The organism is Lentzea chajnantorensis (assembly GCF_054300775.1).
In genome coordinates, this window is sequence record NZ_JBSDZT010000002.1 from 5,435,711 (window position 1) to 5,453,133 (window position 17,423).

Sequence of the window (17,423 nt, forward strand, 5' to 3'; positions counted from 1 at the left end):
CGACTGGCACCAGGCCCTCTCCCCCAGGACCTGCGCGCGACTGCGGCTGCCCACGTACCCGTTCCAGCGGCGGCCGTTCTGGCTTCCGGCCACCGGTGCCCGTCCGGCACCGGCAGTTCCCGCGGCGGTCGTCGTCGAGCAGGAGGAGATCGTCGCGCAGACGCCCTCGGCGAACGGGCGGCAACTGCTCCGGCTCGTCCTGGCGCACACCGCGATCGTGCTCGGACACGCCGACGCCGCCGCCGTCGACCCGGACCTCACCTTCAAGGAGATGGGTCTGGACTCGCGCATGGCCGTCGAGCTGCGCGGCCGGCTCAACGACGCCACCGGCGCGAAGCTGCCCTCCGGGGCGGTCTACGACCACCCCAGCCCGTCCCGGCTGGCCGAGGCGCTGCGCGTCCGGCTCGGCGGTGACACCGCTCCCGCCGCCATCACGGCTCCCGACGCCGGCAACGCCCAGGACGACGACCCGATCGCGATCGTCGCGATGGCGTGCAGGCTGCCCGGCGCCGACTCCCCGGAACAGCTGTGGCAGCTGCTCGTCGAGGGAGCCGACCTGACGAGCGAGCTCCCCCGGCAACCGCGGCTGGGACCTGGACCACCCGGTGCGGATCGCCACCGCACGCGGCGGCTTCCTGCACGGCGCCGGCGACTTCGACGCCGACCTGTTCGGCATCTCACCGCGTGAAGCGGCCGCGATGGACCCCCAGCAGCGCCTGCTGCTGGAACTGGCCTGGGAGGTCTTCGAACGCGCGGGCCTCGACGCGTCATCGTTGCGCGGCAGCCGGACCGGTGTCTTCGCCGGAATGATGGCGCAGGACTACGGGCCCCGCATGCACGCGCCGTCCGAGGAACTCGCCGGTCACCTGCTGACGGGCGGGGCCGCGAGCGTGGCCTCTGGCCGCATCTCCTACGCGTTCGGGCTGCGCGGGCCCGCCATCACGCTGGACACCGCGTGCTCCTCGTCGCTGGTGGCGGTGCACACGGCCGCGCGGTCGATCCAGGCAGGCGAGTGCACGCTCGCCCTCGCCGGTGGCGCAACGGTCATGGCCACCCCCGGCATGTTCGTGGAGTTCGAGAAGCAGGGCGGGCTCGCGCCGGACGGCCGCTGCAAGCCCTTCTCCGCGAACGCCGACGGCACCGCCTGGGGTGAGGGCGCCGGCCTGGTGCTGCTGGAGCGGCTGTCCGACGCCCGGCGCAACGGGCACCCGGTGCTCGCGGTGCTGCGTGGCAGCGCCATCAACTCCGACGGCGCCAGCAACGGTCTCACCGCGCCCAACGGCCGCGCGCAGGTCGAGGTCGTGCAGGAGGCGTTGCTCTCCGCCGGGCTCACCGCGCGCGACGTCGACGTTGTCGAGGCCCACGGCACCGGCACGGTGCTGGGTGATCCCATCGAGGCGCAGGCGCTGCTGGAGACCTACGGCAGCGCCCGGTCCTCCGAGAACCCGGTGTGGCTGGGCTCGCTGAAGTCCAACATCGGCCACGCCCAGGCGGCGGCCGGCGTCGCCGGCATGATCAAGATGGTGCTGGCCCTGCGCAACGGGACGCTCCCGCGCACGCTGCACGCAGCCGAACCGACCACGCACGTCGACTGGTCGGCCGGATCGCTGCGGCTCCTCGACGAGACGACGGCATGGCCCGCCGGTGGATCACCGCGTCGTGCGGCTGTCTCGGCGTTCGGCATCAGTGGCACCAATGCCCACGTCATCATCGAGGAAGCAGGCGCCACACCCGCGTTGTCCGAAGTGGACGTCCCGGCGGTGACCGCCTGGCCGTTGTCCGGCGCGACCGCCGCCGCCCTGCGAGCCCAGGCGACGCAGCTGCACGAGTTCGCGAGCAGTCGTGCCGACGTCTCCCCCGCACTCATCGGCGCGGCACTGGACCACAGCAGGACGGCGCTGCGGGAACGCGCCGTCGTTCTGGGCGAGGACCGCACCGAGGTGCTGTCGGCCCTCTCGGCACTCGGCGCCGGCCGGTCGGCGGAAGGCGTCGTGCGCGGTCACACCACGACCGGCGGCACCGCGTTCCTGTTCTCCGGGCAGGGAAGCCAGCGGATCGGCATGGGGGTCGCGCTGGCGCAGGCGTACCCGGTGTTCGCCGAGCCCCTGACGGAGTGCTTCACCCACCTCGACCCGGAGCTGCCGCGGATCATCGCGGAGGACCCGGACCGGCTGAGCCACACGGAGTTCGCGCAGCCCGCGCTGTTCGCCGTCGAGGTGGCGTTGCACCGCCTGCTGGCCGACTGGGGAGTGACCCCCGACTTCCTCGCCGGCCACTCGATCGGCGAGATCGCCGCGGCGCACGTCGCCGGAGTGCTGTCCCTGCCGGACGCCTGCCGGCTGGTGACCGCACGCGGCCGCCTCATGCAGGCACTGCCCGCCGGTGGCGTCATGGTCGCGGTCCGTGCCGCGGAGGCCGACGTCGCTCCACTGCTCGACGGCGACGTGGCGATCGCGGCGATCAACGGCCCTGAGTCGCTGGTGCTGTCCGGCGCCGAGGACGCGGTTCTGGCCGTGGCGCGGCACTTCGGTTCGCCCAAGCGCCTGGCCGTGAGCCACGCGTTCCACTCCCCGCTGATGCAGCCGATGCTCGACGAGTTCCGGCGCGTGGCGGAGGAGCTGACCTACTCCCCCGCACGCGTCGCGGTGGTGTCGACGGTGACCGGTCAGCTGATCACCGGAGACGACCTGCGCTCGGCGGAGTACTGGGTGCGGCACGCCGCGAACGCGGTGCGCTTCCACGACGCCGTCACGACCCTCGCCGCCGAAGGCGTTCGCACGTTCCTGGAACTGGGTCCTGACGCGGTGCTCACCGCGCTCGGTTCCGCGGGTCTGGCTTCGGCGGACGACTGCCTGTTCGCGCCGTTGCTGCGCCGCGACCGCCCGGAAGCCCGCACGGCCGTCACGGCGGTCGCCTCCGCTCACGTCCGCGGCCTCGCGGTGGACTGGGCACGCGTGGGTGGCGTCGCGCGGACACCGATGATCGACCTGCCGACGTACCCGTTCCAGCGCGAGCGCTACTGGGCGGAGGCGGTGCGGCAGAACGCCGCCGCACCCGCAACGAACGACTGGCGCTACCGGGTGGCCTGGAACCCCGTCCCGGCCGTCTCCGCCGCCCGGCCCGCCGGCACCTGGCTGGTCGTGGCCCACCCCGAGCACGGCCAGGCCTGGGTGCGCGCACTGACCTCCGGTCTGATCGACTCCGGCGCGCGGGTGCACCAGCTGCTGGCCGACGACCACCACGACCTCGCCGCACGACTGTCCGCGGTCGGTCGCGTCAACGGGATCGTCTCCCTGCTCGGCCTGGCCGAACACCAGGAGTCGGGCGTCTCCACCGGGCTCAGCTCGACGCTGGCGCTCCTCACCGCGACCGGCGACCTGGGCATTCCCGTCTGGCTGCTCACCGAGCAGGCGGTGGGCACCTCCGCCGGCGACCCGGTGCGCAACCCCGTGCAGGCGCAGGTGTGGGGCCTCGGCCAGGTGGCGGCACTGGAACAACCCGGGTCGTGGGGCGGTCTCGCCGACCTGCCCTCCACCCCCGGTGCCCGTGCGGTCGACCGCCTGCTCGGCGTGCTGGCCGATCCGGCCGGCGAGGACCAGTTCGCGGTGCGCGACGAGAACGTGCTGGTGCGACGGGTCGTTCCCGCGCCTGCGGCACGCCGGAACCCCGCCCGCCGCTGGCGCCCCGAGGGCACCGTCCTCATCACCGGCGGCACCGGCGCGCTGGGTGCGCACCTGACCCGCTGGCTGGCGGCCGAAGGTGCCGAGCACGTCGTGCTGGCCAGCAGGCGAGGTGCGGCGCAGGAAGAACTGCACGCGGACCTCGCCGCGCAGGGCGTCCGCCTGACGTCCGCGGCGTGCGACGTCACGGACAGCACCGCCGTCGAGGAGCTGGTCTCCTCACTCGCGGCTCAGGGCCAGCCGGTGCACACCGTGGTGCACGCGGCCGGGGTCAACGTGACCCGGCCGTTGACCGAGACGTCCGGCCAGGACCTCGCCACCGTGCTCGCGGCCAAGGTCACCGGCGCCCAGGTGGTGGAGGACCTGCTCGTCACCGGTCAGGTCGAGGAAGCGGTCTTGTTCTCCTCCGCAGCCGGAGTGTGGGGCGGCAACGGCCAGGGTGCGTACGCCGCGGCCAACGCCTGCCTCGACGCGCTGGCGGATCGCCTGCGCGCCGACGGCCACCGCGTGACATCCGTCGCGTGGGGCATGTGGGCCGGCGACGGCATGGGCGCGGACGACACGCTCGCGACCAAGCTCAGCCGTTCCGGAATGCGCGCGCTGGCACCGGAACTGGCTCTGCGGGCCCTGCACGAGGCCCTCTCCGCCGGTGAGTCGGCGCTCACCGTGGCGGACCTCGACCGCGACAAGTTCGCGTCGCTGTTCTCCTCGGCCCGCGAGCGCCACCTCTTCGACGAGTTCGTGGTCGTGTCCGAAGTGGACGGCTCGGGTGACGTGACCCTGCGCGACGAGTTGGCGGCCCTGCCCGCGGACAAGCGCCGCAGTCGCCTGCTGGACCTGGTGAAGAGCGAGGCCGCGGCCGTCCGGGGCCAGAGCGACCCGGAGTCGATCCCGTCCGACCAGGCGTTGCGGGACCTCGGTTTCGACTCCCTCATGTCCGTCGAGCTGCGCACCAGGCTCGCGGCCGCGACCGGCCTGACCCTGTCCAGGACGCTCGTGTTCGAACATCCGGACGCCGAGGCGCTCGCCCGCCACCTGCACGACGAGCTGCGCGACGAGGACGAGGACGTCCTGGCGGTGCTGGACCGGCTCGAGCCGGCGATGACCGCTGATCCAGACCTCGTGCCGGACGTCATCAAGCACCTGCAGGAACTGCTCGTCCGTCTCGGCGGGCGGGAGGCCACGTCGCCCGGCCTCGAACTCGACGTCGCCACCGACGAGGAGCTCTTCGACCTCATCGACGGTGAACTGCGGTTCGACCCCCCGACGACCGGCCGGACGTCCGACGAGGACACCGGCGGCCTCTGATCTCACCCGCGCGGGGCTGAACGTCCCCGGATCAGACAGGAGACCGGGCGGGAAGGCCATCTGCACAACGGCCTTCCCGCCCCTTTTCACCGCCGTGGGTCCGACTACCGCACGCCGACACCCGTGAGTGCGTCAGTCGCCACGGGCGTACATGGCTACACCTCACCCCTCACCGGACGCGGCCGGAGGGCACACCGTGGAGTGTCGCGACGTGGATCCGACGCCATGGGCGGCGACTTTGGCCTTGACGTTGTCGGCGCTGGGGTGATCGAGGCCGGTGAGCAGTTCGAGGGCCTTGTGCCACGACCGGAAGGCCTGGCTGCTGTCGCCCATGTAGTGCTGGACGTCGCCGAGGTGCTCGAGTGCTTCCGCTTCGCCGAACTGGTCGCCCAGCTCCCGGTGCACCTCCAGCGCCTGCTCGTAGCAGACGACGGCCTGGGCGTGCTGGCCGAGGTGGTGGTGGATGTGGCCGAGGCTGTCCAGTGCCAGGCCCTGACCGGCCCGGTCGTTGTGCTCTCGCAGGAGGACGAGGGCTCTTTCGCAGTAGGCCAGGGCCAGGTCGTGGTCGCGGAGCAGCGTGAGGTGCCAGCCGATCGCGTTGTAGCACCTGGCCTGTCCGAGCCGGTGGCCGGTTTCGCGGTACAGGTCAAGGGCTTGGTGGTCGTGTCGGAGAGCCTGCTTCGGGTCGCCCCACCGCTCCCACATGATGGACAAGGTGTTGTGGATGTGCGCCTGTTCGGTGCGGTCACCGGCTTGGACGGCGAGGTCCAGGCCACGGTGGAGCTGGCTGTCGGCGTCGTCGAACCGGTACAACCGCGTGTACGCGCGGCCGAGCTGGCAGTGGGCGCGCGCCTCCATGACCCGATCGGCCAATCGAGCCGCGGCCGCGATCGCGGTCCGCCAGATCACCAACCCGTCGTGCCAGTGCCCCCGGCGGTCCAGGAAGACCGCGATCGCCTGGGCGAGTTGTCCGACCTGTGCCTCCCGGCCGGTGGTGGCGTGTTCGATGATGTTGAGCAGGACGGCGCGTTCGCTGGTGAACCAGTCGAGTGCGCGCTGGTAGTCGGTGAACTGCTCCGGCACGGTTCCCCCGGCCGGTGGGGCCGGTTCGGTGTGGTCCGTGGCGGGGTCCAGCACCTGGTTGGCGTTGCACGCCGTGTGCAGGTAGTGGTCGAAGATCCGGCCGACGGCGGCCCGGCGGTCCGGTTCGGGTTCGGTGGACCGGGCCAGGTGTGCGGCGTAGTCACGCATCAGGTCGTGCCAGGTGTGCCGGTCGGGATGACGCTTGGCGATGAGGCTCGCCGAGGTCAGTTCGAGCAGCGACGCCCGCGCTTCCGGGAGGGAGACGGCGGCGAGGCTGGCTGCGGCCGCGACGGTGACGTCCGGGCCGGGGTGGAGGCTGAGGAGCCGGAACAGCCGGGCCGCCGGTGGGGTCAGTGCCTGGTAGGACCAGGAGAACGCTGCCCGGACGTCGGCCTGTGGGTCGCCGTCCTCGAAGACGTCCGACCGGCCCGGTGCGCCGGCCAGTTCCCAGACCACGGCCGCCAGCGGCAGCTCCGGGTCCATCGCCGCGCGGGCGGCGACCACGGCCAGTGCCAGTGGCAGCCGCGCGCAGCGGCCGACGATCTCGTCGACCGCTGCGGGCTCGGCGGTGACCCGGTCGAGGCCGAGCCGATCGGTCAGCGCGTCCTGGGCCTCCGAGGTGGTGAACAGGTCGAGCGTGAGCGGGTGGGCTCCCTCGGCGGCAACCAGACTGGAGAGCCGGTTGCGACTGGTGATCAGGACCAGACAGCCGGGTGCGGCCGGCAGCAGCGGACGTACCTGGACGGCGTCGCGGGCGTTGTCCAGCACGATCAACATGCGCTTGTCGGCGAGCAGACTGCGGTACAGCGCTGTCTGGGCATCCAGATCGGCGGGAATGCGGCTTGGCGGCACCTCCAGGGCGTCGAGGAAACGGCGGACCGCCTCGGCCGGGTCCACCGCCCGGCCGCCGGGGTCGAAGCCACGCAGGTCCACGTACAACTGCCCGTCACGGAACCGGCCGGCCACCCGGTGCGCCCAGCACACGGCCAACGTGGTCTTGCCGACCCCCGCCGTGCCACTGATGGCGACGATCACCACCGTGCCCGCGCGGGCAGTCGTCTCGGCCAGGGCGTCCAGCGTCGTCAGCTCGCGGGCGCGACCCGTGAAGTGGCGCACCGCCAACGGAAGCTGTCGGGGAACCGGCATCCTACCCAGGTGGTCGGCACCGCCGCCGTCGGGAATCGCCGGTGCGGCGGACTTCTCGCCGAAGGCGTACTCCAGCAGGGTGTACCGGGGGCGCCAGTGCTCTTCGATGCCGGTTGCCACCGACAGCCGGTCCAGTCGGCCGTTCTCGTCGGCGTACCGGTGGCAGTTGGTGACCAAGCCCTTGACCAGTTCCCAGTCTGGAAGTCGCCGAACCTGGCCGTTCAGCACCGTCGCGAGCTGGCTCCTGCCCCGGCCGAGCTGCACCTCCAGGACCCGCAGACTCGGTCCGCCTGCCTGCGTCCGCAGACGCCGAAGATCATCACACAATCGCCGCAGGAGCTGCGGGGCGAAGTCAGTGGCCAACTCGGGGCCTCCGGTGTGTCCGCCGCCGTCCGCCCTTTCCCGCGGACAGCGCGCATTCACCTGCGCCGCACTGTTCGAGTGCCCGTAGCTGTCCGACATTCACGAAAGTGAGCGTACCGACGGATGATGATAATTCACTGATGTTGCGCCGATGAGAGGAACGCGATCATGCCGCCGACCTACTGCATCGCTATCGGCCACTCCCGTTTTCGTTCGGCCTGCGAACCGCGTCCGGGTATCCCGTGAACCATTCAGAGTGAACGCGGCACGCCGAACGGCGTAACCCGGGTGTTGGCCGGAATTTGCGGTGAGAAGGAGCAGCCTATGCGGTTCCGCATTCTTGGCCCACCGGAGGTCATCGGCGCGGTCGACCGACCGTCGTTCGCGCCTCGACAGAGGATGATCCTCTCCGGGTCGTCACTCGAACCCGACCGCGTGGTGTCCGTCGAACGTCCGGTGGACGCCGTCTGGGTACCGCGTCGGCGATGGTCCCCGTGCTCCACCGCCCGCTGACGGACCACGACCAACGGGGCCTCGCGCCTGTCGAGCGACCACGGGATCGTCCGCCACGACGCGGACCCTCCACCTCGCGTCCATCACGTCGAAATGGCTTCGTGTCATGCATTTCAGGATCCTCGGTTCGCTCGACGTCTCCCTCGGCCAAATTTCTTTGCAGTTTCCGAACGGCCGCCAGCGAACCGTGTTGGCGATGCTCCTCATGCAGGAAGGAAGCCTCGTATCGCTCGACCGGATCACCGAGGGGATATGGGGAGAGGATCCACCCGTCACCGCCAAGGGACAGATCCACACCTGCATCTCCGCTTTGCGGCGTGAGCTGCGAAAATTCGGTGACGACCATGCGATCGCCACCAGCCTGATGGGCTACACGATCCATCTTCCCGCCGGTTCGCTCGACTCCACCGCGTTCCGCCGGATGGTCAGTTCCGGCCGAGAACTGGCTGCCGCCGGGAAGATCAGGGACGCGGCAGCTGAGCTGCGTGCCGCGCTCGCGCTCTGGCGCGGCCCGGCGGTGGCCGCGGACGTCGAGAGCGCGGTGGTCAGAACAATGGCGATCCGGCTTGAAGAAGAACAGATCAGGACCACCGAGGAGTGCATCGAGCTGGAGTTCGAACTCGACAGGCATCACGAGCTCGTCGCCGAGTTGAGTGAGCTCGTCCGGGCTCACCCGCTGCGCGAGTCACTGAGAGCGCTTCACATGGTCGCCCTGCACCGGTCTGACCGGCAAGCGGACGCCCTTGAGTCGTTCCAAGAAATCAGGGACACCCTCAGGGAAGAACTCGGACTGGAGCCATCCGACCGGCTGCACAGGCTGCACAAGTCCTTCCTGAGACGGGTCGATCCGCTGTCGGTCACACCCCGGACTGCTTCTGGACCGAAAACCACCGGCAACTTTCACGCCATCGTCCCCCGGCAGCTCCCGCCGACTGTCGCCGACTTCACCGGCCGGGAGGAAGTGGTCGACGCCATCGTCGCGAAGCTTTCCGGATCGGGTTCCGCGGAAGGCAGGCGATACATGCCTGTCGTGTGCCTCAACGGCAACGGAGGCGTCGGCAAGACGACCCTGGCCCTTCACGTGGCGCACGCCGTCCACCACCTGTACGACGAAGGCGCGATCTTCGTTCAGCTCCCCGGCGGCGACGGCCATCGCAGCGACCCGCTGGACGTGCTGGCCAAGCTGCTCGGCTCACTCGGCTTCCACCCCGCGGCACTTCCTGAGGACCTCGAACACCGGAAGGCCGTCTACCGCAGTTGGCTCGGCGACCGCAAGGTCCTGCTCCTGCTCGACGACGCCGACAGCGCGGCCATCGTCACGACGCTGATGCCGGGAAACGCCAACTGCTGTGTGATCGTCACGAGTCGCTACCCCCTCACCAGCCTGCCCGGCGCCGTGCACGTTCACGTCGAGAACCTGGATGAGGCGGCCTGCGTCGAACTGCTCGGCAAGATGGTCCGCCCCGAGCGCGTGGCCGCCGAGTCCGACATGGCACTCGAACTGGTCAGGCTGTGCGAGTGCCTGCCACTTGCCGTCCGGATCGTGGCCGCCAAGCTCGTGAAGTGGCCGCACTGGAGCATCAGGCAGATGGTCTCCCGTCTGAAGGACGAAACCCGGCGACTTGACGAGCTGACCCTCGGCGACATGAGCGTCCGGGCGACGATCGCTTCCTCCTGCAGCGGCCTCAGCCGGGGTGCGCGGCAGCTGTTCACCAGGCTCGGGCTCCTCGGCCCGGTGGACTTCGCGTCCTGGGTGTGCGCTCCGTTGCTCGATGCCGACGGTGATTCCGCGGCCGACCTCCTCGACGAGCTCGCCGCGGCTCGCCTCGTCGAGGTGAAGGCGGACGACACGGGCCGATACCGGTTCCGGCTGCACGCCCTGGTGCGCATCTTCTCCCTGGAGCGGCTGGCCGTGGACGAGGTGCCGAGCGAGCGCCGTGCCGCACTGTCCCGGCTGTCGCACTGCTGGCTCTCTCTGGCCGTCGACGCTCACCGCCGCGTCCACGGCAGTGACGGGCCACGCTGTGCCGCGCGGTCGTGGACGCTGCCGGCGGGTGTGCGCGATCAACTCCTGGTGGATCCGCTCGGCTGGCTCCGGCTGGAGAGCGCGGCACTGGTTCTCGCCGTGTCGCAAGCAGCTCATCTCGGGCTGGACGAGGTGTGCTGGGGGCTGGCTGTCGCCCTGGTCGCGCTGTTCGAGTCCGATCACCGGGTCGAGGACTGGCTGTACACGCACGAGACAGCGCTCGACGCCGTCAGACGGACCGGCAACGAGCGCGGTGAGGCCGCGTTGCTGTACTCGCTGGGGATGATGACCCTCAACGGCGGCGTGAAGGACGCGACGTCCACTTTGGAGTCCGCCCTCCGCCTCTACGAGGGACTCGGCGATGTGCCCGGCCGAGCACGGGCTCTCGGTGCGCTCGCGTTCGCTGACCGAATGGCCGGTCGGTTCGACCGGGCGCTGCTGGGCTACCGGCGGGCTCTGGCCGACCACCGGTCTGCCGGTGACCAGGTGGGTGAGGTCGACGTGCTGGGCGACATGGCGCAGATCCACATGGACAGGGGACTCTGGGACGACGCCAGGCTGTTCCTCGACCAGGCGGTTGCCAAGAGCACCACGCAGGCGCCGCGCACAGCCGCACGGGTCGAGCACCGGCTCGGCACCTTCCACCTCCGCACGGGGAACTGGCGGGACGCCGAGGAGTCGTTCGTCAGGGTGCTGGCACGGGCGCGGGAATGCGGTGACACGGTGGGCGAGGCGCACGCGTCGGCCGCTCTCGGCTCACTCATGACTCGCCGTGGGCACCACGAGTCCGCGCAGGCCGCCCTGTCTGCCGCGCTCACGCTGTCGCGTGGCACGGCCGGCGGTCTCGACAGTGCACGGGTCCTGCTGTCATTCGTCGAGTTCTGCGTTGTCGTCGGGGACTGGGACCGCGCCGCCTCCCTGATCGGCGAAGCGCTGACGACCTTCGGTGAGACCGGTCCGGCTCCGGTGCTCCGTGCCAGGTTCCTCGAGTTCAAGGCCCACGTGGAGACGGGTCTGGGACATCCACGGGCCGCGGAGGCAGCCCGTGGCGAGGCCTTTGACATCACCCAGCGGTACGGCTCCGGCATCGCGCCGGACCTTCAGGGCGGCTATCGACTGTGCAGCGGCGCCTCGTGGGACTGGCTTTGAGCGTCCGGCAGCCCGCTCCTCCCGGACCCCGCGCTGATCGCCGGCCAGCCGACGGGGTTGTCGACGCCGGCCGGAACCGCCGCGCAGACGACGTAACGGCGCGGCGTCGTCGCTGACGGGTGTGCCGGTAGCACGGCCATGCACCGCGCGTGAGCTTGCTCCGGCGTCCGGACGGAGTCAGCGGCCTCGACGTACGCCACCAGCGGTTCATCGGCCACCTGCGCGAAAATACGCGCCCCGGCCGGCGCGAACGCGTCATCGAGGAGTCGCTGGACCTCAGCCAGGTCGACCCACTGGACATCGGTCTTGACCCAGGTCGAGTCCCGGCGGACCGGCTCCAGCCGAAGGGCGTCGACGATGCCCTCGTGATCGAGGTCGCCACCGGATGCCGCCACCAGGAGACGCTCGACTGCCTGCAGCAACGACGTCAGGTGTTCCACCGGCACCCGGCCGAGGTCGGAACTCCAGCCACACAGCTCCACCTCGTCGTCCAACTTGGAGACGTCGAACCGGACGGGTGTCGCCAGGCGGAATGGCATGGGGTGGTGACGCAGCCGGGTCCGGCTCAGCAAGGCGGTCAGGTGCTCCGGTGACGGCGGACGTTCCTCCACAGCCACACCGCTTTCGACGACACTGCAGTTGTAGATGGCGTCGAAGCAGAAGAAAACACCGCGTTCGTGCGCTATCCCATCGCCGATCTCTGCGAGCTCATAGGCATCGTAAACGCCGTGCATGCACCCCTTCAGCATGCCACCCCACGCGTTTCTCACCACTTGGTCGAAGCTCGCGAAGCCGACGTCGATGGCGGCGATTCCTGTTTGGGCGAGCGTGCCGACGTAGTCGTAGAGGTGGCGCTCAAAACGGTTCGAGGGCATCACCGGGAACACTATCTCGCGATAGCCGGTGCGCACGGAAAGCACGGCGCACACCGCGGCAAGCAGAACACTGGACCGGCTGGTTCGCGTGCGTGCGCTCACGCTCCGCGCGGCCAGTGCGGCGGCCGGTGACGACATGGAGACGCCCACCGTGTCGTCAGCGTTCGCCTGCGCGAGTTCGGGCCGCGCGGAAGGCGTCAGGTAGAGAGGTGAGGGCATCACGGCGAGCTTGCCGCTCCAGTACTCCAGCGTTCTGCGACGTTTCGCGCGTTCACGCTCGGAGCGTTCGAGTTCCGCCTGGTCCAGCGGATGATGGCGAGGCGGTCCCACGACCCGGGCCGCGGGATCGCTGATGAGTTCAGCCAGCTCACGCTGGAGGATCTGCGCGCCGGCCCTGTCCACCGCCATGTGCGAGAACTCGACGAGGACCGCCCGCACCACGTCAGCGCTGGTGGCCAGGGCGACTCGCAGCTGGTGGCCGGCCAGCCGCTCCCCCGCGGGCCGGTGCGGAGTTGTGCTCGCCAAGTGCTCGGCGAGCTCGGCCTCGACGTCAGACTGGTCGGCTCGGTCGTCGTCCAGCGAACAGATGTCGACCATCACCGTGCCGGCGGAGGAGACGCGCTGACATGGCGGCGGTCCGGTGACGAAGGACGTCCGCAGCACCTCATGGCGGGCGATCAGGAGCGCAAGACCGTCGGTGACGTCTTCCACGCTCGCCGTCTCACTCAAGCTGACCGCACACGTCACGACAGGGTACGGCTGGCCCTCTCGCGACTCGAAATCTTTGATCCACTTCAGAATGTTGATCTGGCCTGTGGTCAGCGGCCCCTGCCGGGTGGTCTCGGCGGAGAAATGCACGGGCACCGACGATCGCAGGGTGAGTTTGACGGCTGACATATCACTTCCCAGGCGCGTTCACGAAGTGCAAGAATTGATGGTTTTGCCATCTGGTTCAACCAGTTCTAGCGCAGGCGTCTGCCGTGGTCAACAAAGGAGAGACATACCTTGACGTCATGCCCAGGGCACGATTACGTCTTCGCGTATGGCTGATGTGGCCACCCTTCCGAGAGGAGCGGCCCAGTGCCCGTCAACAAGGGGGTCGAACCGCTCGGGTTCCTGATGAGGAATCCCCAGTTCGGGATGTTGCTGGTCGTCAACCTGGTCTCGTCGTTGGTGGGAGCGGGCGTGGGCATCGCCTTGAGCGTCCACCTCTACCAACTCACCGGCTCGCCGATCTGGACGGCCTTGCTCGCGGCCACCCCGACCGTGGCCGGGGTGGCCTTCGGGCACCTGGCCGGGACGGTCACAGATCGCTGGGGCACACCCCTGCGGATCATGCGGATCGCGCTCTTCCTGCGGGTGCTGGTACTGCTGACCGTCTTCGCGGTCGCCGACTCGCCGATCGGCCTCCTCTGCGCGGTGTTCGCCCAGGCTGCCATCCAGCAGCTCTACATTCCGGCCGAGCAGGTCCTCATCGCCGACTACGTCACCGCCGAGGACCTGGTCGAGGCCAACGGCCTGAACTCGTTCGCCTCCAACGCCACCAGGCTGGTGGGGCCCGCACTCGGCGGGTTCACGATGGGATGGGCCGGCTTCCGCTGGACGGTCATCGGGGTGACGGCGCTGATGCTGCTGTCCACACTGCTCAGCCTGCTCCTGCGGGGATCAGGGCGGAAGACGCCGACCGCCGGCGACGCGCCGGAGGAAGGCACGGGAAGCACGGAAGGCGACGGCGACGGGTACCTGGCGATCGTCCGGCGCAGCCGTCGCGTCCGGGGCCTGGTGCTCCTGCAAGTCCTCGACGCGATCAGGGAGGCGCCGCTGTCCTCCCTGTTCCCCGTGCTCATGCTGGGCGTGATCGGTGCCACCTCCGGGCAGATGGGCCTGGTCAACAGCTTGTTCGCGGTCTCGGCCCTGATCGCGGGCCCGATGATCGGCACGGTGGTCCGCCGGCTGGGGTACCGCCTTCCCGTCCTGCTCGGCGCCGCCGTCTCCAACGCCGCGATCGTGGTGCTGATGATCTGGCCGTCGCTCCCGCTGGCGTTGATCGTCTTCGTCGTCTCCGGCCTTCCCTTCACCATCTCGTGGGTGGGCGGGCAGACCTGGCTGCTGCTCAGCACGCCGCTCTCGCTGCGCGGCCGGATCGTGGGCACGACCGGGGCCATCTACGCCGGGGTGTCGCTCGTCGCCATGCTCGCGAGCGGCGTGCTGGCGGAGTGGTTCGGCCCGCGGTGGGTCATCGGCGTGGGAGCCTCCATCGCGCTGATAGGCCTGATCGCCATCGCGGCACTGCTCGCCGAACGCCGGCAGCCGACCGGCACCGACCAGTCGGCACAGGCCACCTCCGTGATGTGACCAGCCTCTGCCTGCCGGCGCACGTGCCGGCAGGCGGCCGCGGGCTCGATCGGCAACCCGTCACCCGGGTACCGCGGTTCGCGGTCCTGCCAGCAGGACAACAAACTCACCGCGACGTTCCGCACCTCGCACCACGGCGTTGACAGTGGCGGATTTCGGCGGACAGCATTGCGCCATGGATATGTCGATTCCTGCGGCAGGACTCAAGTCCGCCTTGTTCTCCGATTCCGGAGTCAGCGATCAATCCCGCATCCGGTCGCTCATGGAAGACGTATTCCGACGCGCAGAAGACCCCCCGAACACCTTGGACGACCGGGTCAGCAACCTGTCCCAGCTCCTGTACCTGATGTACCTGGCGAGAGCCCGGAAGGCCACCCGCATAGCCGAGATAGGTTTCAGCATCGGCTTTTCGAGCATCGCCTTCCTGGAGAGCTCACCCGCCGCACAGGTCACGTCCTTCGAAATTCACGACGAGACACCGGCCAAGTCGGCGAAGGAGTTCATCGACTCCCGTTACCCAGATCGCCACCAGCTGATCTACGGAGACTCCACGCAGACGGTACCGGCCTTCCAAGCTCCCCCGACATCAGATGGTTTCGACCTCGTCTTCATCGACGGCGCCCACGAGTACCCGTCGGTGAAGGCGGACATCGCGAACGCCCGCCGGCTGGCCAAGCCGGGCGCGACGATCGTGGTCAACAGCATGACCCCCTGGTTCAAGTGGGGAATCGGCCCGACGACCGCGTGGGACGAGGCGGTCCAAGACGACGTCGTCACCCCGCTCGAGCACGTGTCCAACGCGGTCGCCGTCAGCCGGATTCGCGGGCCGATCGCACGTGCGTGGGCAGTCGGACAATTCCGGTAAGCGCACACCCGGCACGTCGAAGCCGAAGTGTTGACAGCAAAAGATCGAGAAAGACAACATTGCCACATGGACATGTCGATGCCTTCAGCAGGACTCAAGTCCGCCCTTTTTCCCGATTCGGGAGCCAGCGACCGAGCACGCATCAACGCGCTCATGGAGGAAGTCTTCCAGTGCGCACAGGGGCCGGGAAACGCACTGGACGACGGAATCAGCTGCTTGGCCCAGGTCCTGTACCTCATGTACCTGGCGAGAGCCCGGAAGGCCACCTCCATAGCCGAGGTGGGTTTCAACATCGGCTATTCGAGCATCGCCTTCCTCGAAAGCTCCCCCCAGGCGAAGGTCACCTCCTTCGAAATCAACACCGAGGCCACCGTCAAATCGGCGAAGGAGTTCATCGACTCCCGTTACCCGGATCGCCACCAGCTCGTCTACGGCGACTCCACGCAGACGGTCCCGGCCTTCCAGATGCCCCCGTCCTCGGAGGGTTTCGACCTCGTCTTCATCGACGGGGGCCACGACTACCCGTGCGCGAAGGCGGACATCGCGAACGCCCGCCGGCTGGCCAAACCGGGCGCCACGATCGTGGTCGACGACCTGACCCCTTGGTTCAAGTGGGGAATCGGCCCGACGACCGCGTGGGACGAGGCGGTCCGCAACGACGTCGTCACCCCGCTCGAGTACATGTCCGACTCGGTCGCCGTCAGCCGAGTCGAGGGACCGGCCGAGCGCGCGTGGGCGGTTGGGCAATACCGGTGAGCAGCGCAGCGGCCGACCACGTCGAGGGTGTACGGCGTCAACGCGCGATTTTGCCGGTGACGACGAACCCCAGCATCCGGGCGTACCAGCCGTATGCGTACCCGGTCTCCATCGTCGAGGCGCATGTCCCCGAGAACCGTGACTGGATTCTCTCGAACTTCATACACCTGGCCTACGACGAACACCCGATGGAGTCCCCATCGCTGTGCTTCTACTCCTGCGATTTCGCAGCCAATCCGCACCTGCGCACGATCAGAGCCGACCGTGAGTGGATGCAGCGGTGGATCGGCCGCAGCTTCGCGCAGTTCGTGCACGCACAGCTCCTCGACGGTTGGTACGTGTACGCGTTCGTCGACGAGTTCTTCGTTCCGCGGCGACCGGCGCACGGGCGAAGTGCTCGTCATCACGACGTTCTCGTCCACGGATCAGACAGTGATGCGGAGATCGCGCACCTACTGGGTTACGACGAGGCGATTCGGTTCGACACGACCCAGATTTCCTGGACAGAGCTCGACGCCGCCTACGAGTCCTGTGCGAACGCGGACCACCCGTGGTCGCGAGCGTTCATCCTCTTCAAGTTCGACCCGCTGGCGTCCTACCGGTTCGATCCGCAGTTCGTGATCGCCGAACTCGAGCTCTTCCTCGCTTCCGGGAACCCTGGCCGGGCCGCGCAGGGCCTGGTCATGCCAGACGACCGCCTGTACGGCGTGGCGGCGTTGGAGGCGTACCGGGACGAGCTCTTGGGCACGCCGCCCGATGACCCGGGGCTCGATCTGCACGCCCCGCGGGCGCTGTTCGAGCACAGCAGACTGATGTCCGAGCGGTTGCGCGCGTTGCTCGGCGATGACTTGTGGCAACGCCACGTCGCCGAGCGGTACAGCACGGTCCTCCGTTTCTATTCCGCTCTGCCCGTGGCGATGTTCGGCGCGAAGCACGAGAAAGACCATTCGGCACTAAGACGGCTGATGGCCGACTATCCCGAAATCATCGAGCGACAGATCAGCACGGTGACGGACGCACTGGACCGCAGAGCACGCTGACCCCGGGCATGCGACAAAGGAGGCTGACGATGCAGGCACGCAAAGTTCTTGAACAGGAGTTCCGCGTGGTGACCGGTCGCGAGCTGACGGACATGGCCGTGGACGTGTTCGGTCTCGGTCTCGACTCGCTGGGGATTCTTTCCTTGCTGGGAGGACTGCGAGAGGCCGGATACGACGTTTCCCTGGACGACCTCCTGTCCGCGGCCAGCATGAACGAGTTCGTGCTGACGATGACGGACGCCGCCGCGTGACCGGGGAGAAGCG

General features: G+C 69.2%; 8 protein-coding genes and 2 pseudogenes. 8 read left to right on the forward strand and 2 right to left on the reverse strand.

The features are described 5' to 3' along the window. Positions 1-178: 178 nt before the first annotated feature. Both ACVDFE_RS26940 and ACVDFE_RS26945 read left to right on the forward strand, forming a co-directional pair. Positions 179-3,029: pseudogene (locus ACVDFE_RS26940) on the forward strand (type I polyketide synthase); the annotation flags it as partial. 672 nt (positions 3,030-3,701) lie between these two features. Next, positions 3,702-4,988 (forward strand): annotated as a pseudogene (locus ACVDFE_RS26945) (beta-ketoacyl reductase); the annotation flags it as partial. A 162-nt stretch (positions 4,989-5,150) separates the two neighbouring features. Here the strand turns inward: ACVDFE_RS26945 and ACVDFE_RS26950 are convergent. Then, positions 5,151-7,481, reverse strand: a complete 2,331-nt coding sequence (locus tag ACVDFE_RS26950) for an ATP-binding protein (RefSeq protein ID WP_458432328.1) — start codon at positions 7,479-7,481, stop codon at positions 5,151-5,153. Positions 7,482-8,199: 718 nt separating this feature from the next. On the opposite strand from ACVDFE_RS26950, the gene ACVDFE_RS26955 reads away from it, so the two are divergent. Next, the gene (locus ACVDFE_RS26955) at positions 8,200-11,268 is read left to right on the forward strand and encodes a BTAD domain-containing putative transcriptional regulator (RefSeq protein WP_458432329.1); all 3,069 of its coding nucleotides are present in this window, start codon (positions 8,200-8,202) and stop codon (positions 11,266-11,268) included. On the opposite strand, the gene ACVDFE_RS26960 is transcribed toward ACVDFE_RS26955, so the two are convergent. Further along, entirely contained in the window at positions 11,229-13,001 is a 1,773-nt protein-coding gene (locus ACVDFE_RS26960; protein ID WP_458432330.1) for a condensation domain-containing protein, read from the reverse strand. The two genes, ACVDFE_RS26955 and ACVDFE_RS26960, sit on opposite strands and share 40 nt — an antisense overlap. A 222-nt stretch (positions 13,002-13,223) precedes the next feature. On the opposite strand from ACVDFE_RS26960, the gene ACVDFE_RS26965 reads away from it, so the two are divergent. The 5 genes from ACVDFE_RS26965 to ACVDFE_RS26985 all read left to right on the forward strand — a co-directional run bounded on the left by ACVDFE_RS26965 (position 13,224) and on the right by ACVDFE_RS26985 (position 17,410). Further along, positions 13,224-14,498 carry an MFS transporter gene (locus ACVDFE_RS26965; protein WP_360383501.1) on the forward strand — a complete coding sequence of 425 codons (1,275 nt, stop codon included), beginning with the start codon at positions 13,224-13,226 and terminating at the stop codon, positions 14,496-14,498. Positions 14,499-14,643: 145 nt separating this feature from the next. Then, on the forward strand, positions 14,644-15,363 hold the full coding sequence (locus ACVDFE_RS26970; protein ID WP_458432331.1) for an O-methyltransferase: 720 nt from the start codon (positions 14,644-14,646) through the stop codon (positions 15,361-15,363). Positions 15,364-15,429: 66 nt separating this feature from the next. Next, a complete protein-coding gene (locus ACVDFE_RS26975) occupies positions 15,430-16,119 on the forward strand; it encodes an O-methyltransferase (RefSeq protein ID WP_458432332.1) in 690 nt (229 codons plus the stop codon). Beyond that, a complete protein-coding gene (locus ACVDFE_RS26980; RefSeq protein WP_458432333.1) occupies positions 16,116-17,159 on the forward strand; it encodes a hypothetical protein in 1,044 nt (347 codons plus the stop codon). Before ACVDFE_RS26975 ends, ACVDFE_RS26980 begins: the two co-directional genes overlap by 4 nt. Before the next feature lie 29 nt (positions 17,160-17,188). Next, positions 17,189-17,410 (forward strand): phosphopantetheine-binding protein, encoded by a 222-nt coding sequence (locus ACVDFE_RS26985; RefSeq protein ID WP_360383513.1) that lies wholly within the window; start codon positions 17,189-17,191, stop codon positions 17,408-17,410. The last annotated feature ends 13 nt before the right edge of the window (positions 17,411-17,423 follow it).